This window comes from Yimella lutea (assembly GCF_006715095.1).
Taxonomy (GTDB): domain Bacteria; phylum Actinomycetota; class Actinomycetes; order Actinomycetales; family Dermatophilaceae; genus Yimella; species Yimella lutea.
Genome location: NZ_VFMO01000001.1, coordinates 2,247,478 through 2,268,826, shown reverse-complemented (window position 1 = coordinate 2,268,826; position 21,349 = coordinate 2,247,478). Strand labels below are relative to the sequence as shown.

24 protein-coding genes are annotated in these 21,349 nt (G+C 66.5%); 15 read left to right on the top strand and 9 right to left on the bottom strand.

Annotation, left to right across the window (positions count from 1 at the left end):
• Positions 1-24 precede the first annotated feature (24 nt).
• Genes FB459_RS11035 through FB459_RS11015 form a run of 5 tightly spaced genes read left to right on the top strand, consistent with a single transcriptional unit; the run spans position 25 to position 5,469 of the window.
• Positions 25-561 carry a 2Fe-2S iron-sulfur cluster-binding protein gene (locus FB459_RS11035; protein ID WP_141928529.1) on the top strand — a complete coding sequence of 179 codons (537 nt, stop codon included), beginning with the start codon at positions 25-27 and terminating at the stop codon, positions 559-561.
• On the top strand, positions 558-1,547 hold the full coding sequence (locus FB459_RS11030) for an FAD binding domain-containing protein (protein ID WP_141928528.1): 990 nt from the start codon (positions 558-560) through the stop codon (positions 1,545-1,547). The genes FB459_RS11035 and FB459_RS11030 overlap by 4 nt, the downstream gene beginning before the upstream one ends.
• Positions 1,544-3,733 carry a xanthine dehydrogenase family protein molybdopterin-binding subunit gene (locus FB459_RS11025; RefSeq protein ID WP_211345180.1) on the top strand — a complete coding sequence of 730 codons (2,190 nt, stop codon included), beginning with the start codon at positions 1,544-1,546 and terminating at the stop codon, positions 3,731-3,733. The genes FB459_RS11030 and FB459_RS11025 overlap by 4 nt, the downstream gene beginning before the upstream one ends.
• Before the next feature lie 22 nt (positions 3,734-3,755).
• On the top strand, positions 3,756-4,337 hold the full coding sequence (locus tag FB459_RS11020) for a nucleotidyltransferase family protein (RefSeq protein ID WP_246092413.1): 582 nt from the start codon (positions 3,756-3,758) through the stop codon (positions 4,335-4,337).
• Positions 4,330-5,469, top strand: a complete 1,140-nt coding sequence (locus FB459_RS11015; protein WP_141928526.1) for an XdhC family protein — start codon at positions 4,330-4,332, stop codon at positions 5,467-5,469. The genes FB459_RS11020 and FB459_RS11015 overlap by 8 nt, the downstream gene beginning before the upstream one ends.
• 15 nt (positions 5,470-5,484) lie before the next feature.
• On the opposite strand, the gene FB459_RS11010 is transcribed toward FB459_RS11015, so the two are convergent.
• Positions 5,485-6,108: a LysE family transporter gene (locus tag FB459_RS11010; RefSeq protein ID WP_141928525.1), complete on the bottom strand. Its 624-nt coding sequence runs from the start codon at positions 6,106-6,108 to the stop codon at positions 5,485-5,487.
• Positions 6,109-6,185: 77 nt separating this feature from the next.
• On the opposite strand from FB459_RS11010, the gene arfB reads away from it, so the two are divergent.
• Positions 6,186-6,632 (top strand): alternative ribosome rescue aminoacyl-tRNA hydrolase ArfB, encoded by a 447-nt coding sequence (gene arfB, locus FB459_RS11005; protein ID WP_141928523.1) that lies wholly within the window; start codon positions 6,186-6,188, stop codon positions 6,630-6,632.
• Position 6,633: 1 nt separating this feature from the next.
• On the opposite strand, the gene FB459_RS11000 is transcribed toward arfB, so the two are convergent.
• From FB459_RS11000 to gntA, 3 genes are all read right to left on the bottom strand, one after another.
• Positions 6,634-7,668 carry a lactonase family protein gene (locus FB459_RS11000; protein WP_141928522.1) on the bottom strand — a complete coding sequence of 345 codons (1,035 nt, stop codon included), beginning with the start codon at positions 7,666-7,668 and terminating at the stop codon, positions 6,634-6,636.
• 80 nt (positions 7,669-7,748) lie between these two features.
• Positions 7,749-8,426 (bottom strand): DUF1989 domain-containing protein, encoded by a 678-nt coding sequence (locus FB459_RS10995; protein ID WP_141928521.1) that lies wholly within the window; start codon positions 8,424-8,426, stop codon positions 7,749-7,751.
• The gene (gene gntA / locus FB459_RS10990) at positions 8,423-9,085 is read right to left on the bottom strand and encodes a guanitoxin biosynthesis heme-dependent pre-guanitoxin N-hydroxylase GntA (protein ID WP_129623831.1); all 663 of its coding nucleotides are present in this window, start codon (positions 9,083-9,085) and stop codon (positions 8,423-8,425) included. Before gntA ends, FB459_RS10995 begins: the two co-directional genes overlap by 4 nt.
• Positions 9,086-9,370: 285 nt before the next feature.
• On the opposite strand from gntA, the gene FB459_RS10985 reads away from it, so the two are divergent.
• The 3 genes from FB459_RS10985 to FB459_RS10975 are packed head-to-tail and all read left to right on the top strand — an operon-like array spanning position 9,371 to position 11,375.
• The gene (locus FB459_RS10985) at positions 9,371-10,189 is read left to right on the top strand and encodes a hypothetical protein (RefSeq protein WP_129623832.1); all 819 of its coding nucleotides are present in this window, start codon (positions 9,371-9,373) and stop codon (positions 10,187-10,189) included.
• Positions 10,189-10,752, top strand: a complete 564-nt coding sequence (locus tag FB459_RS10980; protein WP_115921869.1) for a phage holin family protein — start codon at positions 10,189-10,191, stop codon at positions 10,750-10,752. The genes FB459_RS10985 and FB459_RS10980 overlap by 1 nt, the downstream gene beginning before the upstream one ends.
• Positions 10,749-11,375, top strand: a complete 627-nt coding sequence (locus FB459_RS10975) for a DUF3618 domain-containing protein (RefSeq protein ID WP_129623833.1) — start codon at positions 10,749-10,751, stop codon at positions 11,373-11,375. Before FB459_RS10980 ends, FB459_RS10975 begins: the two co-directional genes overlap by 4 nt.
• 69 nt (positions 11,376-11,444) lie before the next feature.
• On the opposite strand, the gene FB459_RS10970 is transcribed toward FB459_RS10975, so the two are convergent.
• Together FB459_RS10970 and FB459_RS10965 are read right to left on the bottom strand one after the other, a co-directional pair.
• Complete coding sequence (locus FB459_RS10970; RefSeq protein WP_141928520.1) at positions 11,445-12,680, bottom strand: APC family permease; 1,236 nt, start codon at positions 12,678-12,680, stop codon at positions 11,445-11,447.
• Between the two features lie 78 nt (positions 12,681-12,758).
• On the bottom strand, positions 12,759-13,022 hold the full coding sequence (locus FB459_RS10965) for a hypothetical protein (protein ID WP_141928519.1): 264 nt from the start codon (positions 13,020-13,022) through the stop codon (positions 12,759-12,761).
• 189 nt (positions 13,023-13,211) lie between these two features.
• Between FB459_RS10965 and FB459_RS10960 the strand changes: the two genes are divergently transcribed.
• A complete protein-coding gene (locus FB459_RS10960; RefSeq protein WP_170221877.1) occupies positions 13,212-13,922 on the top strand; it encodes an alpha/beta fold hydrolase in 711 nt (236 codons plus the stop codon).
• Positions 13,923-13,977: 55 nt separating this feature from the next.
• Here the strand turns inward: FB459_RS10960 and FB459_RS10955 are convergent, their stop codons facing one another.
• A complete protein-coding gene (locus FB459_RS10955) occupies positions 13,978-14,979 on the bottom strand; it encodes a TIGR03557 family F420-dependent LLM class oxidoreductase (protein ID WP_129623837.1) in 1,002 nt (333 codons plus the stop codon).
• Between the two features lie 108 nt (positions 14,980-15,087).
• Here FB459_RS10955 and FB459_RS10950 point away from each other — a divergent pair, with 108 nt between their 5' ends.
• On the top strand, positions 15,088-17,466 hold the full coding sequence (locus tag FB459_RS10950; protein WP_141928517.1) for an ATP-dependent DNA ligase: 2,379 nt from the start codon (positions 15,088-15,090) through the stop codon (positions 17,464-17,466).
• 185 nt (positions 17,467-17,651) lie between these two features.
• Here FB459_RS10950 and FB459_RS10945 read toward each other — a convergent pair whose 3' ends face one another.
• Both FB459_RS10945 and FB459_RS10940 read right to left on the bottom strand, forming a co-directional pair.
• Positions 17,652-18,335 carry a lysophospholipid acyltransferase family protein gene (locus tag FB459_RS10945; RefSeq protein WP_129623839.1) on the bottom strand — a complete coding sequence of 228 codons (684 nt, stop codon included), beginning with the start codon at positions 18,333-18,335 and terminating at the stop codon, positions 17,652-17,654.
• A gap of 15 nt (positions 18,336-18,350) precedes the next feature.
• Positions 18,351-18,572 carry a hypothetical protein gene (locus tag FB459_RS10940; protein ID WP_141928516.1) on the bottom strand — a complete coding sequence of 74 codons (222 nt, stop codon included), beginning with the start codon at positions 18,570-18,572 and terminating at the stop codon, positions 18,351-18,353.
• Positions 18,573-18,635: 63 nt separating this feature from the next.
• Here FB459_RS10940 and FB459_RS10935 point away from each other — a divergent pair, with 63 nt between their 5' ends.
• From FB459_RS10935 to FB459_RS10920, 4 genes are all read left to right on the top strand, one after another.
• On the top strand, positions 18,636-18,953 hold the full coding sequence (locus FB459_RS10935; RefSeq protein WP_129623840.1) for a putative quinol monooxygenase: 318 nt from the start codon (positions 18,636-18,638) through the stop codon (positions 18,951-18,953).
• Positions 18,950-19,132: a hypothetical protein gene (locus FB459_RS10930; protein ID WP_141928515.1), complete on the top strand. Its 183-nt coding sequence runs from the start codon at positions 18,950-18,952 to the stop codon at positions 19,130-19,132. The genes FB459_RS10935 and FB459_RS10930 overlap by 4 nt, the downstream gene beginning before the upstream one ends.
• A 117-nt stretch (positions 19,133-19,249) precedes the next feature.
• The gene (locus tag FB459_RS10925) at positions 19,250-20,341 is read left to right on the top strand and encodes a methyltransferase (RefSeq protein ID WP_342771346.1); all 1,092 of its coding nucleotides are present in this window, start codon (positions 19,250-19,252) and stop codon (positions 20,339-20,341) included.
• Between the two features lie 120 nt (positions 20,342-20,461).
• Complete coding sequence (locus FB459_RS10920; RefSeq protein ID WP_246092412.1) at positions 20,462-21,298, top strand: pseudouridine synthase; 837 nt, start codon at positions 20,462-20,464, stop codon at positions 21,296-21,298.
• Positions 21,299-21,349 lie beyond the last annotated feature (51 nt).

The following is a 21,349-nucleotide window of genomic DNA, read 5'->3' as shown; positions in this document are numbered from 1 at the left end:
CTCCCCTGCCTGGAAGGTGCGCCGATGCCGTCTGCACAGCACGTCTCCGTCCGACTCACCGTCGACGGTCAGGACCACGAACTCGAGCTCGACCCGCGCGTGAGTGTGCTGGACGCACTGCGCGACCGGCTCGCCATCACTTCGGTGAAGAAGGGGTGCGACCACGGCCAGTGCGGCGCCTGCACTGTCCTGGTCGATGGACGCCGCATCGTCAGCTGCCTGACCCTTGCCGCGTCCTACGACGGTGCGGACGTCACCACGGCCGCCGGCCTCGGCACCGCCGACAACCTCGGCGACCTGCAGGCGGCCTTCGTCGATCGGGACGCCCTGCAGTGCGGGTATTGCACGCCGGGTCAGATCTGTTCTGCTGCAGGCATGTTCGCCGAAGCCGAGGCGGGGATGCCGTCCCATGTCACGAAGGATGTAAGCGACCTCGGCCAGGTACGGCTGACTCCCGAAGAGATCGCCGAGCGGATGAGCGGCAACCTGTGCCGCTGCGGTGCTTACTGCCACATCCGTGAGGCCATCACGGACGTCGCGAAGGAACGGGGTCAGGCATGAAGGAGTTCGAGTACGTCCGGGCCGCAACGGTTTCCGATGCACTCTCGATGAGCGGCGTCGGTGACACGGCGTACCTCGCAGGCGGCACGAACCTCGTCGACCACCTACGGCTCGGCATCAAGCGTCCGGATCGCATCGTCGACATCAGCCGCCTCGACCTCGGCGGTGTCGAGGAAACCGCAGACGGCGGCCTGCGCATCGGCGCGAACGTTCCCAATGCCGACCTTGCAGCGGATCCACTTGTGCGGCAGCGTTATCCATTCGTGAGCGAGGCTCTTCTCGCGGGTGCTTCCGGCCAGATCCGTGCGATGGCTTCGACCGCCGGCAATCTGCTGCAGCGCACACGTTGCGTGTACTTCCAGGACACCACCACCCCGTGCAACAAGCGCGAACCCGGTGCGGGCTGCTCGGCGATCGACGGATTCGGCAAGTACAACGCGATCATCGGTCAGTCCGACCAGTGCGTCGCGGTGCACCCTTCCGACCTGTGTCTCCCCCTCGCCGCCCTCGATGCAGTCGTGCACGTGACAGGCTCGGACGGCGACCGCAAGATCCCGTTCGCCGATTTCCACCGGCTACCCGGCGACGACCCCTCTCACGACACCAACCTCGTTCCGGCAGAACTCATCACCGGCATCGAGATCCCGCCGCTGCCTTGGGCAGTTCGCTCTCATTACCGCAAGGTGCGCGACCGGGCGTCGTACGCCTTCGCGCTGGTCTCCGTCGCCGCCGCGATCGACGTCTCCGGCGGTCAGGTGAACGATGTGCGTCTCGCACTCGGAGGCGTCGCCCACAAGCCCCACCGAGCGCGCACCGCAGAGGATCAGCTGCGTGATGGGCCGGCGACCGCTGAGGCGTTCGAGGCGGCCATCGACGCCGAACTCGCTGCTGCACAAGTCGGTTCGGAGAACGCCTACAAGATTCCGATGCTCCAGCGCACTGTCGTCGCGGTGTTGCAGGAACTGGTCGAAGGAGCAAACCGATGAGCATCTCGATGAGCACCGACGCACCGGTCCGCCCGCAGACCCGTCCGGACGAGACCGAGACTCCGGAGCGGACGAACGAAGCACCCGCCGGAGGCGAGAAGAGCGTCGGCACCCCGGTACGACGGGTCGACGGACCGTTGAAGGTCACCGGCACCGCGCCGTATGCGTACGAGCATGACGTCGAGAATCCTTGTTACCTGTGGCCGGTGCCCGCACCGATCACGAAGGGCAAGATCGTCCGCATCGAAACAGAAGCGGCGCGAGCCGTCCCCGGGGTACTGCACATCCTCACCCACGAGGACTCTCCTCGGCTCGCGGTGAAGTCCGACCCGGCGCTGTGGATCCTGCAGGGACCCCAGATCGCCCATCGGGGACAGATCGTCGGTGGCGTCATCGCCGAGACTCCCGAGGCAGCCCGCGCGGCGGCCGAGTTGGTGGAGGTCATCTGCGAGGAGGAGCGGGCGAAGGTCGAGTTCGACCCGCACGACCCGGAGGCTGAGAGCCCGCGCATCGTCCTGATGAAGCGCGGCACGGAGAGCAAGGGTGACCTGGACGAAGGGTGGCGCGAAGCCGTCCACCGGATCGATCAGGAGTATGCGAACCCCACGCACTTCCATGCCCAGATGGAGCCGCACGCGGTGATCGCCGTCTGGCACGACGTCGATGGCTTCGACCCGCGAGCCACTCGCCTGACTCTGTTCGACACCAACCAGGGCCCGATCATCCACCGCACCCTGCTGCCGCCGTTGCTGGGCCTGCTGCCGAATCAGCTCGAGGTCATCTCGCCGTACGTCGGCGGCGGGTTCGGCGGCAAGGCGTTCCCGCACCCGCACATCGCCCTCGCCGCGATGGCCGCGAAAGTGATCAGCCCGCGCCCGGTGAAGCTTGCGCTCACCCGCCAGCAGATGTTCCAGAGCGTCGGCCACCGCCCCGAAGCCAGCCAGCGCATCCGCCTCGGCGCCGACCGCAACGGACGGCTCACCGCGATCGAACACATCAGCACCCAGGCGGCGTCCCGCCTGAAGCGCAACGTGGACCAGTCGTGCTTCGCCACCCGGATGATGTACGCGACACCCAATCGTCGGACCGAGCACCGCGCGGTGATGCTCGACCTGCCGCCGGAGACGTGGATGCGCGCGCCGGGCGACTTCAACGGCATGTTCGCTCTCGAGAGCGCGATGGACGAACTGGCCCACCAGTTGGGCATCGACCCGATCGAACTACGGCTACGGAACGAACCGGACGTGGACCCGGAGACCGAGAAGCCCTGGAGCACAAGAGCATTGGTCCCCGCACTCAAGCGCGGGTCGGAACTTTTCGACTGGGAACGCCGCCAGGAACCGGGCACTCTGCGCGAGGGTGAGTGGCTGATCGGTCTCGGGGTGGCGTCGACCTGCTTCCCGAACCAGCACGTGGCGAGCCTCTTCGCCCGGATCACCTACACCGGCGGCAAGTACGTGGTGCAGATGCAGGCGTCGGACATCGGCACCGGCGCACACACGGTGCTGCGCCAGATTGCGGCAGATGCCCTCGACGTACCCGTCGAACAGGTGGAGACCGACATCGGTCGCACCGGCACCCCGATGGCGATCATGGCCGGCGGCAGCCAAGGCACCTACGAGTGGGGCAACGCCATCGTCGCCGCCTGCGAGAAGCTGCGTCGCAAACACGGCGACAACCCGCCGGACGGTGCCTCCGCCCGCGCCCAGGGACGGCCACCCCGGGGCGCGAGCAAGTACTCCCGGCACGCGTTCGGCGCCCAGTTCGCCGAGGTGGCCGTCAGTTCCGTCACCTCGGAGGTACGGGTGCGCCGGCTGCTGGGTGTGTACGGAGCCGGCACGATCATCAATCCGCTGACCGCACGCAGCCAGATGGTGGGTGGCATGACGATGGCGCTCTCCGCGGCATTGTTCGAGGAGTCGTACCACGATCCGCGTTTCGGCAAGGTGATGAATCACGACCTGGCGAGCTACCACATCGCGGCACATGCAGACATCGGCGAGCTTGAGGTCGAGTTCCTGCCCGAGTACGACAAATGGTTCGGTGCCAAGGGTTCGAAGGGCATCGGTGAGATGGCGATGGTCGGCACACCCGCCGCGATCGGCAACGCGATCTTCAACGCAACCGGAATCCGCCTGCGGGACACGCCTTTCACTCCGGCTTCGCTCATCGAGGCGACCAGTTGAGGTCGCGCCACAGGCCACCGTGGTGATAGCTGCGATCGTGCTGGCCGCCGGTCGTGGCGAACGGATGGGAATGCCGAAGGCTCTGGTCCACGACGCCGACGGGTCGTGGCTGCAGCGCACGGTGGATGCGGTTCGAGCAGGTGGCTGCGACGACGTGGTCGCGGTCCTTGGTGCCGGAGCGGACGAGGCAGCCGCGCTGATACCCGAGGTGGATGTAGTGGTGGCTCAGCACTGGCAGGAAGGCATGGGCGCGTCGCTGCGTACAGGCCTGGACGCGTGCTCGACCCGAGATGTCGACGCTGCCCTGATCACGCTCGTCGATCTGCCGGACGTCGACGCCCGCGTCGTCGCTCGGGTGCTGACCGCGGCCGCGACAGACCCACGCGATGTGCTTGTCCGGGCCACCTATGACGGCGTTCCGGGCCATCCCGTCATCATCGGACGGACCCACTGGGCGGCAGCCGCCGACGTGGCCACCGGTGATCAGGGTGCACGCGCGGTCTTCGTGTCCACCCCGCACAACCTGGTCGAGTGCGGCCACCTGGCGACCGGCCGGGACGTCGACACACCCGTCGACACACCCCAGGAGTTCGACCGTGCGTGACATCCTGCCCGAATTGTTGCGGCGCTGGACCGCAGGTGAATCGGTTGCTGTCGCAACGGTGGTCGCAACGTGGCAGTCCGCTCCCAGACCGGCCGGTGCCACGATGCTCGTCGCGTCTGACGGCCAGGTCACCGGCTCTGTGTCGGGTGGTTGCGTGGAGGGCGCGCTCTACGAACTCAGCCGCGAAGTACTCGGGTCGGGAACGCCGGTGCTGCAGCGGTACGGGGTCAGTGACGACGACGCGTTCGCTGCGGGACTGACCTGCGGGGGAATCCTCGACGTTTTCGTCGAACGGCTCTCCCCCGCCTCCTTCCCCGAACTGGCAGAGGTCGCGGACCACGTCGAAGCACAGCGCCCGGTCGCCATCGCGACGATCGTCGAACACGACGATCCCGATCGCGTCGGGCGACGCCTCATCCTGCGCCCGACCGACGACGGATCTGCCTTTCACACAGGCACCCTCGGCTCGGACCGGGCCGACTCAGCGGTCGTGGACGATGCCCTCGGCATGCTGGCCGGGGGACGTTCCGACACCCTCGTCTACGGTCCGGACGGCCAACGTCGGGGCGAAGGAATGCGCGTCTTCGTGCAGTCCTTCGCCCCGAAGCCGCGCATGCTGGTCTTCGGCGCCATCGACTTCGCCGCAGCGGTCGCGCGGATGGGCAGCTTCCTGGGCTACCGGGTGACGGTCTGCGACGCACGCCCGGTCTTCGCCACGTCCACCAGGTTCCCCGACGCGGACGAAGTGGTCGTCGACTGGCCGCATCGCTACCTCACAGACCAGGCAGAGTCCGGAGCCGTCGATGAGCAGACGGTGATCGCCGTGCTCACACACGACCCGAAGTTCGATGTGCCTGTGCTGTCGGTCGCGCTCCGATTGCCGTCGGTCGCCTACATCGGTGCCATGGGTTCGCGCAGAACTCACGACGACCGGCTCGAACGGTTACGCGAGGAAGGACTGTCCGATCAGGAACTGGCACGCATGTCGAGCCCGATCGGCCTTGACCTCGGTGCGCGCACTCCGGAAGAGACTGCCGTGTCGATCGCGGCCGAGATCATCTCGCTGCGATGGGGTGGCGACGGCGGACGGTTGTCCGAGCGGGGCGGGCCGATCCACCATGACCGGCACTGACCGCGCCCCGATCAGTCAGCGGATCGTCGCCAGCATCGCGCCGACCCCGACGAAGAGACCGCCGAACAGCCGGTTCAACCGTCGCTGACCCCGAGCGCTGCGGGTGAGTCGTTGCAGGCCCCGCGCGGCAACGGCGAAGAAGAACCACATCACCAGCACGTCGATGACGACGACGGTCACGCCGAGCACCGTGTACTGGGGCAGGAGCGCGTTCTCCGGCCGGATGAACTGCGGCATGAAGGCCAGGAAGAAGACGATCGCCTTGGGGTTGGTCAGATTGACCAACAAGCCACGGCGCATCATCGACCAGCGCGGCTCGATCGCCCGCGCCCGATCGGTCTCTTCGGTGTCCGCCGTACGTGAACGCCATTGCCGCACACCGAGATACAACAGATAAGCAGCTCCCGCGTACCGAATAACGTTGAACATCAACGGCGACTCGGCGACGATGACCCCGACACCGGCGGCAACGATCGCGATGTGGATCACCAGGGCGATCTGTTGTCCGAGGATTCCCCAGATGGAACGACTCCACCCGGATGTCAGCGAGTTCGACATGGTGTTGATCGCTCCCGCACCGGGAGTGAACGAGATGAGAGCCCCGGCCGCCACCAGGGTCAGCCAGACCGACCACGACATGGGTCGAAGGATAGAGATGGTCGAGGTGACCGCGCACGAGCGTTCACAGTGCTGAGACGACACGCGAGAATGCATGGGTGTCGGAACTGCATGTGTCCCCCGGACCGGGTATCCCGGGCGGGTTGATCGTGCCGTCGGGCGAACTGCTCGAACGCTTCTCCCGCAGCTCAGGCCCGGGAGGTCAGGGCGTCAACACGACCGATTCTCGGGTGCAGCTGAGCTTGGACCTCGCAGCCAGTTCCGCCTTCAACGACCGGCAGCGCGAGCGCGTGCTGAGTCGTCTGTCGGAGCGACTCGTCGGCACGACGATCACCATCGACGCATCAGAACACCGTTCCCAGCGGCGCAACCGGACGGCGGCCAGAGAGCGACTGGCCGAGATTCTGCGCGAGGCACTCGCACCTGCTCCCCCGCAGCGTCGAGCCACACGTCCGACCCGTGGATCGCAGCGGCGGCGCCTGGCTGCGAAGCGTCGACGTGGCGAGATCAAGAACGACCGCGCCCGCCCCGCAGCGGACGACTGATTCAGTGGCCGGCGACGATGCGCACCCAGTTCGCGCCGCGTCCGATACCTACCCTCGCAAGAACGGTCAGCCGGCCGTCGTCCTCCACGCGGGACAGCGCGGCGGCGGTGGACTTCTCCCCCACCGCGATCACTAACTGCCCGTCGTCCGTGGCGGCGAACCCACGCGGACGAGTCTCGGTCGGTGCGAAGTCCGCGACCTCGCCGAGATGTCCAGCAGCATCCAGTGCGACCGTCGCGAGGGTGGACGCGCTGCGCTCGGAGCCGATGATCCAGCGACCGGCACGGTGCACGTCCGCTCCCCACACCAGACCCTCCTGTGTGGGATCGGCGCCGAATCGACTGTGTTTCAAGCCTGCTGACGGATCGACGATGCTCACCGACTCCGCCGGGGCGAGCGAGCCGTCGGCGCCGACGTCATGGCGGATGACCTCACCGGAGAACTCGGTGATCAGGTAGGCGTTCTCGTCTTGGATGATCAGGTGGCGTGGTCCGCTGCCGTCCGGTTGGGCGATGGTCGCCGGGTCGAGCGGGGTGAGCGTTCCGTCCTCACCCAGGTCGTACTGCGCGATCAGATCATCGCCCAGCGAGACGAAGTAGGCGTGTCCGCGATCGGGGACCACGCAATGCAGGTTCGCAAACTCGACATGTGCGGTGGCTTCTCCCAGATCACCCTCGTTCCCGACCGGCCACACCTCACCGAAGCCACCGCCGTAGGACGCACCGAGCAGGAATGAACGCGATGGGTCCAAGGCGAGGTAGGTCATCGACGCGTCGACGTCGCGGCGGGAGACCGGGTGCAACTCACCGGTCGTGCGGTCGAGCTTCAACGTGACGATCCCCGCCGGCTCACCCTTGTACGCGGCGAAGACCAGATCGCGCGCGGCGTCGATCGCGAAGGTGCTGCACCCCTGCCCGGCCACCGAGGTCGCGATCACATCGAGCCGAGGTTCTTCGCGGCGCTCCAGCCGCAGGGTCGAGATGGTGCCGTCGCCGGCGTTGGCGATCAGCACGAGATCATGGGCGAGGTCACTCATGTCTCAACCCTAAGCACGAGAGAGTGGCTGTATGCCTGGGGCCTGCGTCCGTGATGACTGGCCCCGCGGGTCCTGACAGGTCAGGAGGGCCGGTCGATGCGGTAGTCGATCGGGGTGCAGTTGCCGTTGTTCGACTTCTCCGCCGAGCATGCGGTCAGGCCCACCACGAGATCCATCTCGGCGCGCAGCGTCAGTCGGTCGCCCGCCATCGTCGGCGGCGGGTCGATGTGCAGTTCGCCGTCGAGGTCGGTCCATACGTCCATGAACACGTTCAGCGTCGTGGAGATGCGGTCGGACGAGATGTCGAACGCGTCGAACGCGCTGACGAGGTTTGCGAAGCAGCTCGGGTGTTCGGCACCCTCGAACTCCGGATAGAGCAGGTCGAACGTGTCCTGGCTGCACGGCGTGAGCGTCATGTCGTGCACACCGACAGTGTCCTCGACGATCGTCGCCATGACCCTAGAACGGTTGCTGTACAACCGATCTCCCGGACCGACGTAGATCGAGTTCTTGTAGTCGGTGGTACGGCCGGTGGAGAACCACTCGTCGTGGTCGTCTGCACCGAAGGCGAAGAAGTCACTCACCTGTTCCCCGCACGGGTCAACGATCGTGAGCATCTCCCCCGCTCGCAGGACGAGTCCGACACCTGTCTGTGGCGCGATGCGCTCGAAGCCGGGCGCCGGGGCGTCCGCCCCTCCGGCATACGAGACGTGCGCGTCAGGGCTCGGGGTGCGCGGGCGAACGTGCTGCGTCGTCATCGGGTCTCCTGGGGGACGAAGGGTGCGTGCCAGTCGGGTTCGACGGCGCGACCCGAGTACTGCCGTGCTTCGGAGGAGTCGCCATGGTCGACCGCCATCGGATTCACCGATCCTTGCAGGGCTCGATCGCGTGCCCTGATCAGGTCACGCATCCGTTCGAAGCCACCCTGCTCGCGAAGCAGCTCGAACTGCTCGTGCAGGTTGAACACCAGACAGGGCCTCGGCGCGCGACGCGCCACTCTCGAGGAGTTCGGGTGCAGTCCCACGACGAAGTACGCCACGCCGGCGTAGGAGAACGCGAAGTGAGCCGCATCCGGGTCGGCTCCGACGCCGCGCGCCCAAGGCAGGTCGTCCCCGTCGTGCAACTGCTGCAGCGTGCGCCAGAGCAGATCCTCGAAGGCACGTTCGTCGTCGATGACCGGTCCGTCGAACGTGGCGATGAAGGACTGGAACGGACCGGTCGGATCCGCCGAGCGCCCGTAGACGGCAAGCGCCTTTCCGAGGTCCCGCGCACTGGTGGGGTCTCCCAGTTCGCCGAGGTCGATGCTGGTGACGTTGTCGCGACGGAAGACCGACCTCGCTCCCAGACAGGGATATTCGGGTTGGGCGACCATGTCGGCCAGATCTGACAATCGATCCGATTCGTGGGTCGTGGACATCTTGTGCACCTTCGCATCAACGGGTCGGGCGCACTCGCCCGATCGGTCCGCCAGTCTGTCCCGCGCCACTGGTGTTACGGCCACTTGCATCCACCCTCCGTTGGGGTGAAATTCGCCGATCGTCGCCTTCCGACAAGCGCCAGCCCGTTTCAACCGCGCTGAGCGCCATACCGTCGAAGACGTTCCGGGTCATGCGTGCGGTCGACACTTCCGCACTTCGCTGACACGTCACGGCGAACGCTGCCGTGCGTTCAGGACCCACACTCCTCACAGTCAGGACGAGGTATGTCAGACCACGAACTGCCGGGAAACCCCCAGCACGACATCAAGTACACGGAGGGCCGAGCCGATCTCGACCAGCCCAACCCCACCAAGGACGTCGCCTCCGGTGAAGCCAAGTCCGTCGCGCAGGACGCCAAGTCGTCCGCGTCCGATGTTGCAGGCACCGCCCAGCAGCAGGCAGGTGAGGTCCTGCACGAGGCCACCGACCAGTTGAAGACGCTGATCGATCAATTGAAGAGCGAGTTCGGCGGTCAGAGCTCCGGGCAGCAGCAGCGCCTGGCGAGCGGACTTACCTCTCTCGCAGACGAACTCGACGGAATGTCCAAGGGCAGCGAGCAGTCCGGCGTCGCGTCCGACCTGGCCCGTCAGGCGTCGACCCGGGCCCGGGACGCGGCCACCTGGATGGAGAACCGTGAGCCGGGCGACGTCGTCGAGGAGGTCAAGCGCTTCGCTCGTCAGCGTCCGGGCACCTTCCTGGCCGCAGCCGCACTCGTGGGCTTGGTGGCCGGTCGGATGACCCGCGGCATTGCCGATGAGGCGCGCGACGACTCCGGTGACTCCTACGGCCAGGGCGGTCCGGGTCAGAACCGGTATGTCGCCGGTCGCCCGCAGTCGCACCAGCCCACCGGCTACGCACCGCCCGCAGGCCAGTACGGCATCGGCGAGCAGTACGCCGACAATGTGCACGACGCCCCGCAGTACGCCGAGTACGTCGAAGGTGTCCCCGGCTACCAGCCGGAGCAGTACGTTGACGGTGTTCGGGTCGAGCCCGGCCAGCAGTTCGGCAATGGCACGCCGCGTCGTCCGGAAGACCTGCGCTGATGTCAGTCGGTCCTGACAACGGCACCGGATCGCACGCCGCCGGCCAGGGTGCCGGCGGGTACGGGAGCGGATACGGAAACGGTCCTGCCGACTCCAACCGTCAGTACGAGAACGTGACTGACGCAATCCCGCCGGCCGAGCCGCTGCGTAGTGCACACGGCACGCATGAGAAAGGCGAGGTCTCCTCGATCGGCGCCATCATCGGCGAGATCACCGAGGATATGTCCACGCTCATGCGGCAGGAGGTCGCGCTCGCCAAGGCCGAGGTCCAGCAGTCCGCGTCTCAGGCCGGCAAGGGCGCGGGAATGCTCGCGGGTGCCGGCGCCGCCGTGCACTACGCGTTGTTCTTCCTGTCGATCGCCCTGTGGTGGGCGCTCGGAGATCTCATGGACAACCTCGGTTGGTCCGCGGTGATCGTCGCCCTCATCTGGGGTGTCATCGCCGCCATCCTCGCCTCGATGGGCAAGGGACAGCTCAAGAACGTCAAAGGAATGCCGCGCACCGTCGACACCGCCAAGCGGGTCCCGGATGCGCTCCAGGGAAATGAGGGAAACAACCGATGAGCAACAACGACCCGGAGCAGCTGCGTCAGGAAATCCAGCAGACGCGCTCCAACCTCAGTCAGAACGTCAACGCCCTCGGTGAGGCCGTGACGCCGGGCAATATCGCCCGCCGCCAGGTCGACAAGGTGACGGGCACCGCCGCCGGATTGAAGGACAAGGTCATGGGCACTGCAGAGGACTTCCGCGACGAGCACACCGGCAACGGTCCGGGCGTGGGCGATCGTGTCTCGCATGTCGGCGACCGCGCCGGTGAGCTGCCCCAGCAGGCAAAGCGCAAGGCCCAGGGCAACCCCCTGGCCGCTGGGCTCATCGCGCTGGGCGCAGGCTGGCTCGTCGGCTCGCTGATGCCGGCGTCGCAGAAGGAACGCGACCTGGCACAGCAGGCCAAGGACAAGGCGCAGCCCGTCGTGTCCGAAGCGCAGTCACTCGCGAAGGAGTCGGCTCAGAACCTCAAGGAGCCGGCGCAGGACGCAGTCGAAAGCGTCAAGCAGACCGCCCAGGACGCTGCCCAGACAGTGAAGTCCGAAGGCCAGCAGGCCGCTACGGACGTCAAGGACAGCGCCCAGGAGTCGAAGGACAACGTTCAACAGCACCAGCAGCGTGACGACACGTCGCTGACCTGATCGAACTCAGCCGAGACCGAGGGCCCGTCACCGCGAGGTGGTGGGCCCTCGGTGTCGTCAGGGCTGCCGTCATGGGCGACGCAGGGCAGCACGTCCGAGCACGCCGCCGGCCAGCACCAGGGCGCCGAGTGCGACCGCTTGCCAGGGCAGCGTGGCCACCAGCACGGCGCAGCCCGCCATGCCGAGGATGTTGAATGCACGCGGCCAACGCCGTTGCCCGCAAGGCTGACGAAAAGCGGATGCGTTGGTCACGAAGTAGTAGGTGAGCACCCCGAACGACGAGAAGCCGATAGCTCCCCGCAGGTCGGCGAGCAGCACCAGCAGCACCACGACGACCCCCACCGCGATCTGCGCGGCGGCAGGGACCTGGTGCCGCTCGTCGACCGTGGCGAAAGGACTCGGAAGATCACGCTCGCGCGCCATCGCAAGCATCGTCCGGGAAACCCCTGCGATCAGCGCGAGAAGCGCTCCCAGGCTGGCGGCAACGGCACCGCACCGCACGATCGGGCCGGCCCACGAGGCGCCGACGGCGTCCACCGCGCTCATCAGCGGAGCATCCGCCGCAGCAAGGGATGACCCGAGCACCTTCACCGACACCACGCCGATCACCGCGTACAACGTGACCGCCACTGAGAAGGCGATGAGGATGGCGCGACCGATCATCTCCGGGCGGCGTACCTCCTCGGCGAGGGTCGCGATCCGCGCATACCCGGCGAACGCGAAGAACAGCAGACCCGCTGCCTGGAGCACTCCGTAGGGCTCGGCGGACGCAAGGGCGGCGTTCGGCACGACGCTCTCACGGGTACCCACCAGCACCACGAAGAACACAAGCACCAGGACGGTGATGGTCACCAGCACCTTCGCGGCGACCACAGTCCGGGTGATGCCCCGCAGGTTCAGAGCAGTGAGGGCCACTACGGCTACAGCGGCTGAAAGTCGTTGCAGCACTGAGGTGTCGGGGAAGAGGTAGTACGCGAACGTCATCGCCATCGCGGCACAGGACGCCGTCTTCCCGATGACGAAACCCCACCCTGCGACGAACCCCCACCAAGGCCCCAACACCTCGCGTCCGAACAGGTAGGTGCCGCCCGACGAGGGATACGCCGCGGCGAGCTGCGCCGACGCGACGGCGTTGCAGAAGGCGACGAAGGCCGCGATCGCGAGAGCGACCAGCAGCAGCGAACCTGCGGACGCGGCCGCGGGCGCGTACGCGGAGAACACACCGGCGCCGAGCATGGCCGACAGTCCGACGACCACCGCATCTGCCGTGCCCAAGCGCCGGGCAAGCGGTGCGGATGCCGTCATCGCACGCCTTCGACGCGATTGGTCCAAGGGACACTCACGGTACGAGGATGACAGAACCCGCGCCGTGGGGCCGCGCAATCACTCCTTGGGACGTGCCCGCTCGACGTCCGGGGTGCCGGCACCCTCATCGTCCTTGAGCGCGTCGATGTCCTGCACCACGCGCTTCTTCTCGGCCGAGTCGAGTTCGACACCGGCCTGGTCCAGGCCCTCGTCCAGCTTGTGTTCGATGCGGTCCTTATCGCCGCTGTATTCGTATGACGTCACGTCGTCGACGACGTTCTGCGCTGCATCGGTCGCAGCGTCCTGCTCGGAGTCGTTCGGCTTGCCGGTCTGGTCGGTCATGAGAACCTCCTCGGTAAGGGCGAACGGGAGTCCGCCCGGGTGCGGCCACGTTTGCATGTGGATGGTCACCGCACCACCCCCGATCAGGTGGCCTTCCGTGACAGACTCAGGATGGTGCCGATCCCATTACCCACCAGGCGAATCCGTGACGACGGGCTGACTCGTCGGCGCGAACCGGTGAATGGCGTCATGACCGCCTGGGTGGAGCGACCCGGTCGACCCCACACGCGTCCGCTGGTATTGATCCCCGGCCTGTCGATGTCGTGGCATGCCTTCCGTTGGTTCCTCGACCGGCACCCGCTCGATCGACCGATTCTGGTGATCGATCCGCCCGGTTGCGGACGAAGCGCGCGATTGCCGCACCGGATGGACGCCGACGCGCAGGCGCAGCATGTGGCGGCATGGCTCGACCACCTCGAGCGCGGCCCGGTCGACGTCGTGGGCCATTCCCTCGGGGCCATCACCGCGGCCCGCCTCGCGGCGCAGCGCGCCGACCTCGTCACTTCGATCATCCTGGTCTCCCCCTCGCCGGATGATCGGTGGCCCAGGATGCGCAACCATGTCGGCGCGTTGGTGAAGGGCGTTCCGGCCGAGGCACCGCGGGTCTTCGCTCAGGCCGCGTTCGACTACCTCCGCTCGAACCCTCGGGTGCTCGCCGGATTCAACACCGAAGCCGGACGCCCGGCGTCCGACGTCATGAACGACGTCCACACACGAGTGCTCGTCGTGCGTGGTTCCGCCGACCGGGTCTCCAGTCGCAGATGGTGCGACGAACTGGCCGCGGCAGCGAACGGCAACGTCGTCACCGTGCCTGACGGCGCGCACGGCCTCCCGCAACAGATGCCAGGCGACCTGGTCGCGATCGTCGCCGCGTTCACCGCTCGCCGCGGGCACCCGTGAGAGGCTGGACCGCCCACCCAACCGACTCAAGGGGCTTCGGCCATGGGCTCCCCGCCTACTTCTTCTCGTCCTTGGCCGCAGATGCCTTCTTCGGCGAACGCTTTCGGCGCAGTTCGGGCAATACATCGGTGCCGTACGCCTTGATCATCTCTCGGTAGTCCGGCCCCATGTTCGCGACGTAGATGTCGTCGAAGCCGGCGTCGACGAACGGCTCGAACGCCTGGACGTGCTCGCGGGCATCGGGACCGAACGCGCCGTTCTCGGCGAACTTCTCCCGGGTCACCAACTCCGCAGCCTGCTCGAAGTGCTTCGGACTCGGCAGCACCTGGGACAACTCCCCCGGCACTGCCGCGTTGGGCCAGATCCCGAAGGCGGCATCGATCGCGGCATCCCGGTTCTTGCCCCACGCCACCTTGAAGCCCGCCTGCGTCGGCGCCTTCGCGCCCTTTGCCTTCCGGAACTTCTTCACGCTTTCCGCATCGGGCTGCGTGGTGATGAATCCGTCGCCGATGCGGCTCGCGAGCTCGAGCGCCTTCGGACCGAACGCACTCACGTAGATCGGCGGCGGGCTGTTTGGCACGGAATAGATGCGGGCGGTGTCGACCGTGTAGTACGGCCCCTCGTGTGACACCACCTCGCCGGTCCACAACTCGCGGATGAGGCCCACGGCCTCCTCCAGCATGTCCAGCCGGACGTCGGCGTGCGGCCAGACGTCGCCCAGGATGTGCTCGTTGAGCGCCTCGCCACTGCCCACACCGAGGGTGAAGCGCCCGCCGGTGAGCAGGGCACTGGTGGCTGCTGCCTGGGCGATGATCGCGGGATGGATCCGAACCGTCGGGCAGGTGACCGCCGTCGTGATCGGTAGATCACAGACCTGGCTGATGGCACCGATCATCGACCACACGAACGGCGACTCACCCTGCGCATCGGTCCACGGGTGGAAGTGATCGCTGATCCACAGCGCGTCGAACCCGGCCTCCTGCGCCAGACGTGCCTGCTCGACCAACTGCTCGGGCGAATACTCCTCGCACGAAAGGAAATAGCCGATGCGCTTCATTGCAGATGCCTCCGTCGGTCGTGGTTCGGTGTGAACAGACTGGCACCGCACGGACGTCGGGTGACGGTTTCGTGACCGCCGAGCTTCGCAAGTGGCCAGACTGACGACATGGCCAAGAGCGAACAGACCGCGATCGAGGTCGGCGGTCACGAGATCAAGGTGACCAACCTCGACAAGGTGATGTACCCCGAGACCGGCACGACCAAGGGCGACGTCATCGACTACTACCGCCAGGTGGCCCCGTGGTTCGTCGCGCATGCGTCGCGCCGACCGGCGACACGCAAGCGCTGGGTCAACGGTGTGGGTACAGCTGACGAGCCGAGGGACGCGTTCTTCCACAAGAACCTCGACCCCGCGTCGACGCCGGACTGGGTCGCCACGGTGTCTTTGGAGCATCGCCATCGCGCGTCGACCTACCCACTTGTCGACGACGAAGCCACCCTGATCTGGCTGGCCCAGCTGGCGAGTCTGGAGATCCACGTCCCGCAGTGGAAGGTCGGTCCGCGCGGCGGGCATCAGAACCCTGACCGGATGATTCTCGACCTCGACCCGGGCGAGGGTGCCGGCATCGCAGAATGCATCGAGGTCGCCCACCTCTGCAAGGAACTGCTGGACGGAATGAAGCTGACGTCGGTGCCGGTCACCAGCGGCAGCAAGGGTATTCACCTGTACGCCGGATTGGACGGCAAGCACACGGCAGCACAGGTCACCGAGGTGGCCAAGGCGCTCGCCGAGGCTCTGGAGAAAGAACACCCGGATCTGGTGGTCAGCAACATGCGCAAGGACGTTCGCGGCGGCCGGGTGCTCATCGACTGGAGCGAGAACAACGGCAACAAGACGGCTGTCGCGCCGTACTCCTTGCGCGGACGGGATCACCCGTATGTCGCTGTCCCTCGCGAGTGGAACGAACTCACCGCCTCCCTGGAGCAACTCACGCCGCCGCAGGTACTGCAGCGTCTTGCCTCCATCGGCGATCCGATGCAAGTGCTGCTGGACAAGGACGAACGCGTCTCGCGCACCGCAAAGGATCGGCTGACGAAGTACCGGAGCATGCGGGATCAGGCCAAGACACCGGAACCGGTGCCCGAGGCGTCCCCCGTTGCCGGCGAAGGAAAGTCGTTCGTCATCCAGGAGCATCACGCCAGCCGCCTGCACTACGACTTCCGGCTCGAACGGGACGGCGTGCTGGTGTCGTGGGCGGTGCCCAAGGGGCCACCGGACGACCCGAAGGACAACCACCTCGCGGTCATGACCGAGGACCATCCGCTGGAGTACGGCAGCTTCGAGGGCACGATCCCGCAGGGTCAGTACGGCGGCGGTGAGGTGAAGATCTGGGACGCCGGCACCTACGAGTGCGAGAAGTGGCGCGATGACAAGGAAGTGATCGCTGTCCTGCACGGGCGTCCCGACGGAGGCTTGGGCGGAGAGCCCGTGAAGTTCGCGATCGTCCATACCAAGATGGGCGGCGACGACAAGAACTGGCTGATGCACCGCATGGAGCTCGAACCAGCCGACAGCCAGGCCACGACCGGCACCTCCGATTCCACGACCGACCAGAAGTTGCCGCGCTTCGAGGCGATGCTCGCGAGTGTCGGTTCGGACGACGACCTCGGCACACGTGACTGGGTGTTCGAGACGAAATGGGACGGCTACCGCGCGATCGCCGAGGTCACCGGCGGTCAGGCGTCGCTGCGCAGCCGCAACGGCAAGGATTTCACCCGCACCTATCCCGAACTCGCCGAACTGGGTTCGCTCCTCGATGGCCACACCGCGGTGCTCGACGGCGAGATCGTCGCGCTCGACGAGGACGGCAGGTCAAATTTCGGCAGCCTGCAGAATCACGGTGCGGGTGGATCGAAGGCGCACTACATGGTGTTCGATCTGCTGTACCTCGACGGCGAATCCCTGCTCCGGACGCCGTACTCGGAGCGTCGAAAGGCACTGGAAGCACTCACGCTGGACGGCGAATACATCCACGTGCCAGTGACTTTGGGTTCGGACGCAGAGGCAGCGTTGAAGGTCAGCAAGGACCTGAAACTCGAAGGGGTGATCGCCAAGACCATCGACGGCGTTTATCAGCAGGGCAAGCGCGCGGGGACGTGGTTGAAGATCAAGAACCAGCGAATGCAGGAGGTGATCGTCGTCGGTTGGAAACCCGGTGCGGGCAGTCGTGCGAACACGATCGGCTCGTTGCTCTTGGCCGTCAACGGGGACGACGGACTCACCTACGTCGGACGTGTCGGCACCGGGTTCAACGCCAAGCAGCTGGCCGAGATCAAGAAGCGCCTGGAGCGACTGGAACGCAAGACTCCCGCGCTCGACGACGTGCCTCGCGCCGACGCCAAGGATGCCAAGTGGGTGCGACCCAGCGAGGTCGGTGAGGTGACTTTCGGTGAGTGGACAGCCACCGACCGGCTGCGCCACCCCGCCTGGCGCGGCTGGCGTCCGGACAAGAATCCGCAGGACGTGGTCAGGGAAGATGGCTGAACTGCACGCAAGCCCGGGGCATCAGGTACAGGCCCGAGAGGTCGGTTTCTCGAAGGGGGACGCACCGCAATGGCCGGCCTAAAAACCGGACACTCGCAGCGTCAGGCGTCTTGCGGACGACTCCGCTGTCGTTCACGACCCCCGATCGGAGGATCGCCGCAGCTGGATGCGACGGGGCTGAACCGCTACCTCTCGTCGTGCCGGACGGCGTGCTGGGCCTTCGCGTTGAGCACCTCGGTGCGGATGGCGGCCATGATCAGGTCGGTCGCTTCACGCGCCGCCTGGTCGTCGGTCCGTCCGGCGAACACGCTCAGGTCGATCCGCGGCCCGACACTGAAATGGGCCGAGTGGCGGTGCCAGAGGTGCTCGGTCCCCTGCTTCGGGCCCCAGAGCCCGACCGGGAAGACCGGCGCTTCGGGATGCTTCAATGCGAGCCGTGCAGCGCCTGTTCGGGCCGGTCCCGGCATCCGATCGGGTTCGGTGGTGAGCCGTCCCTCGGGGTAGAGCACCACGACCTGCCCGAGGTCGAGACGGCGCCCGGCCTCGTCCAGAGCTGCAGCGGCGTTCGCGGATCCGCGTGCGACGGGAATCTGACCGGTCGCCCGGGCGAGCCACCCGACCACCGGCCAGGAAAACACCTCACGCATCGCGAGGAAGTGCGGAAAACGACTGTGCCCGATCACCATTCGAGCAACGGCGAGTGGCTCACTCATCGTCATGTGGTTCGCGACGATGATCACCGGGCCTTCGCCCGGGATGTCGTCGGACCGGGTGTACCGCACGCGGTGGGCCACTTTCGCGAGCGACCAGACCAGCGCGAACCCCGCCGCGTCCTTGGCGCGCAGCAGCAGCGGCTTCTTCTGTCCCATTACGCCCTCCCAGCCTCATTCATTGCTGAAGAACACCATGACGGCTCGGGTAAACACCGACAGTCCGACGATCAGTAGAACGACACCCGAGACAAACCATGGCGAGAACTTTCTTTCCGGCGTAAGCCCCGCTCCCGCGCCGCCCGCGAGAACGTGAGGAGAAACAAGTCCCTTGGAACACGTTGCCACGCTATCGACGATCTGCTTGAGTCCTTTATAAATCAGCGTTGCACACACCTGCCATCCCGTCCTGCCGTTTGAGAGGCTGGACTCGTACCTGAAACGACCCAAGGAGACGCCTTGATCTTCATCACCGCCAAGTTCCCTGTGAAGCCCGAGCACGCCGACGACTGGCCGCAGCTGGCCAAGGAGTTCACCGAGGCATGCAACGCCGAGGACGGCTGCCTGTTCTTCCGCTGGTCGCGGTGCCTCGACGACCCGAACGAATACATCCTCATCGAAGCGTTCGAGGACGACGACGCCGGCGCGAAGCACGTGCAGAGCGACCACTTCAAGAAGGCCACCGCCGAGTTGCCGAAGTACCTGCAGCGCACCCCGGACATCGTGAACACGAAGGTCGAGGGGTGGAGCAAGCTCGGCGAGATGTCGGTGGATTGAGTTCAGACCTTGATCGAGTCGGTCAGTGGACCGGTGGTCTGGACAAGGCGCAGACGAAGCGGGCACTGACCGGTGAGGACCCGTTCGACGAGACCACCATGCTCGACGACGACCACCACGGTCACGCGTACGACGGTGGTCACCACGACGAGCCGCGCAAGCAGGCGCAGCACGTCTGAGCGACGCACGATGGGCGCGGTCCGGGAGCGATCCCGGGCCGCGCCTTGCGTCCGCCTATCCTCGACCCCATGCGTTGTGGGTACTTCGATCGGCACGAGTGCCGGTCGTGCACGTTCATGAACGTGCCGTACCCGCAGCAGGTCCACGACGGCGACGACCTCGTCGCGAGGACTCTTGCCGAGCACGTCCGAGCCGAGCAATGGCTGCCACCCGCGACCGGACCCGAGTCGGGTTTTCGCAACAAGGCGAAGCTGGTGGTCGGTGGACGCCGCGGCGCACCGACCCTCGGCATCCTCGACGACCACGGCAACGGCGTCGATCTCACCGGGTGCGGCCTGTACCAACCCGCCTTGGCCGACGCGCTGCCGTTGCTGAGGGAGGTCGTCGCCGAAGCGGAGCTCACGCCGTACGACGTCCCGAGCCGCAACGGCGAGCTGAAGAATCTCATCGTCACCCACTCCCCCGACGGCGAGTTCATGATCCGGTTCGTGCTGCGCTCCACCGGGCAACTGGGCAAGGTGGAACGAGCAATTCCGTTGCTGCACAAGCACGTTCCTGGCACGAGGGTCGTGTCGGTGAACCTGCTGCCCGATCATCGTGCGGTGATGGAGGGTGCGCAGGAGATCGTCCTCACCGAGCACGACACCCTCCCGATGCGGATGGGTGAGGTCAGACTGCACCTGCGGCCGGCGAGCTTCTTCCAGACGAACACATTCGTCGCCACTCAGCTGTACGCACAGGCAGCGGACTGGATCGGCGATCTCACTCCCGCGGTCCTGCTGGATCTGTTCTGCGGTGTGGGCGGGTTCGGGTTGACCGCTGCCGGTCAAGGCGTGCGGGAGGTGTTCGGAGCGGAACTGTCCCCGGACGCAATCATCAGTGCTCGGCGCACGGCCGCCGAACTCGAGTCCGCAGGTGCGACATCCAGATTCACCTTCGTGGCGGGGGACGCGTTCGAAGCTGTCGCTGCGGCGCCCGCGCCGGACGTCGTCGTCGTGAACCCACCCCGACGGGGCATCGGCCCGGACGTCTGCAAATGGCTCGAGCGCTCGGGCACCCGTCACCTCGTCTACTCCAGTTGCAATCCACGCAGCCTGGCGACGGATCTCGTTCTGCTCCCGTCGTTCGGCGTCGACCGAGCACGGGTGTTCCACATGTTTCCGCAGAGCAGTCACCACGAGGTGCTGGTGCAGCTGAGCCGTACATGATCCGGCAGTGGGTCATTCATGAGTCGTAGTCGCCGCCACCGTCCACGATCACCGTTTCCACAGGAACACGGCATCGACGCGATGCGAATATCGCTGCCGCACAATGATTCTTGGACAACGGTGCGTGATCACCTCGTCGAACGTCTGTCGGCGCTCACGCCGGACGAGGTCGATGCCAAGCTCGACGCGGGAGATGTCGCAGAACCCGACGGTACGCAGGTCGGTCGCTCCACGCCCTACGTCGCCGGACGGGTGGTGTTCGTCCGGCGGGAGTTCGCACCCGAGCCGGTCGTACCGTTCGGAATCCCGGTCATCCACGAGGACGAGCGGATTCTGGTCGTCGACAAGCCACCGTTCCTGGCGACGATGCCTCGTGGCAGCCACATCGTCCAGACCGCCGTTGCACGATTGCGAGACGAACTCGATCTGCCGTTGCTCAGTCCGGCTCATCGGCTCGACCGGCTGACCAGCGGCGTGCTGGTGCTGACCAAGGACCCGCGGTGGCGTGGCCCCTACCAGGAGTTGTTCGCCACCCGAAGAGTCGTCAAGACCTACCTCGCACTGGCGCCCGCGCTGGAGGACTTCGACCAAACCACCGATGTGTACCTGCACCTGACGAAGGTGCACGGCGAGCACGCAACCCGTGTCGAGGTTGCCCACCCGGAACCCAACTCTCACACCAGGATCCGACGGGTCGAACACCGTGGCGACGACGCTCGGTACGAGCTACGGCCGGTCACCGGACGGACGCATCAACTGCGGGCGACGATGAGCCACCTCGGTGCACCGATCATCGGTGACCCGCTGTACCCCCGGCAGCTGCAGGTCGCGCGGAGCGACTTCAGCACCCCACTGCAGTTGCTCGCAGCCACCATCGAGTTCGTCGACCCGGTGACGAAGGAGCCGGTCAGCCACCGAAGTGGCCGCCGGCTCCCCGTCTGCGGAGTCTCGTCTTGACGTTGAGCGCGGGACAAGCAGATCTCACGCCTTTCGGTACCACTCCCCGCA

Coding starts and splice junctions, on each gene's coding strand:
- FB459_RS10955 (WP_129623837.1), bottom strand. CDS start 14,979: ATGAAGCGCATCGGCTATTTCCTTTCGTGCGAGGAGTATTCGCCCGAG.
- FB459_RS10975 (WP_129623833.1), top strand. CDS start 10,749: ATGAGCAACAACGACCCGGAGCAGCTGCGTCAGGAAATCCAGCAGACG.
- FB459_RS11030 (WP_141928528.1), top strand. CDS start 558: ATGAAGGAGTTCGAGTACGTCCGGGCCGCAACGGTTTCCGATGCACTC.
- FB459_RS10965 (WP_141928519.1), bottom strand. CDS start 13,022: ATGACCGACCAGACCGGCAAGCCGAACGACTCCGAGCAGGACGCTGCG.
- FB459_RS11000 (WP_141928522.1), bottom strand. CDS start 7,668: ATGAGTGACCTCGCCCATGATCTCGTGCTGATCGCCAACGCCGGCGAC.
- gntA (WP_129623831.1), bottom strand. CDS start 9,085: ATGTCCACGACCCACGAATCGGATCGATTGTCAGATCTGGCCGACATG.
- FB459_RS10950 (WP_141928517.1), top strand. CDS start 15,088: ATGGCCAAGAGCGAACAGACCGCGATCGAGGTCGGCGGTCACGAGATC.
- FB459_RS10980 (WP_115921869.1), top strand. CDS start 10,189: ATGTCAGTCGGTCCTGACAACGGCACCGGATCGCACGCCGCCGGCCAG.
- FB459_RS10945 (WP_129623839.1), bottom strand. CDS start 18,335: ATGGGACAGAAGAAGCCGCTGCTGCTGCGCGCCAAGGACGCGGCGGGG.
- FB459_RS11035 (WP_141928529.1), top strand. CDS start 25: ATGCCGTCTGCACAGCACGTCTCCGTCCGACTCACCGTCGACGGTCAG.
- FB459_RS11025 (WP_211345180.1), top strand. CDS start 1,544: ATGAGCATCTCGATGAGCACCGACGCACCGGTCCGCCCGCAGACCCGT.
- FB459_RS11010 (WP_141928525.1), bottom strand. CDS start 6,108: ATGTCGTGGTCGGTCTGGCTGACCCTGGTGGCGGCCGGGGCTCTCATC.
- FB459_RS10960 (WP_170221877.1), top strand. CDS start 13,212: ATGACCGCCTGGGTGGAGCGACCCGGTCGACCCCACACGCGTCCGCTG.
- FB459_RS10985 (WP_129623832.1), top strand. CDS start 9,371: ATGTCAGACCACGAACTGCCGGGAAACCCCCAGCACGACATCAAGTAC.
- FB459_RS10925 (WP_342771346.1), top strand. CDS start 19,250: ATGAACGTGCCGTACCCGCAGCAGGTCCACGACGGCGACGACCTCGTC.
- FB459_RS10970 (WP_141928520.1), bottom strand. CDS start 12,680: ATGACGGCATCCGCACCGCTTGCCCGGCGCTTGGGCACGGCAGATGCG.
- FB459_RS10995 (WP_141928521.1), bottom strand. CDS start 8,426: ATGACGACGCAGCACGTTCGCCCGCGCACCCCGAGCCCTGACGCGCAC.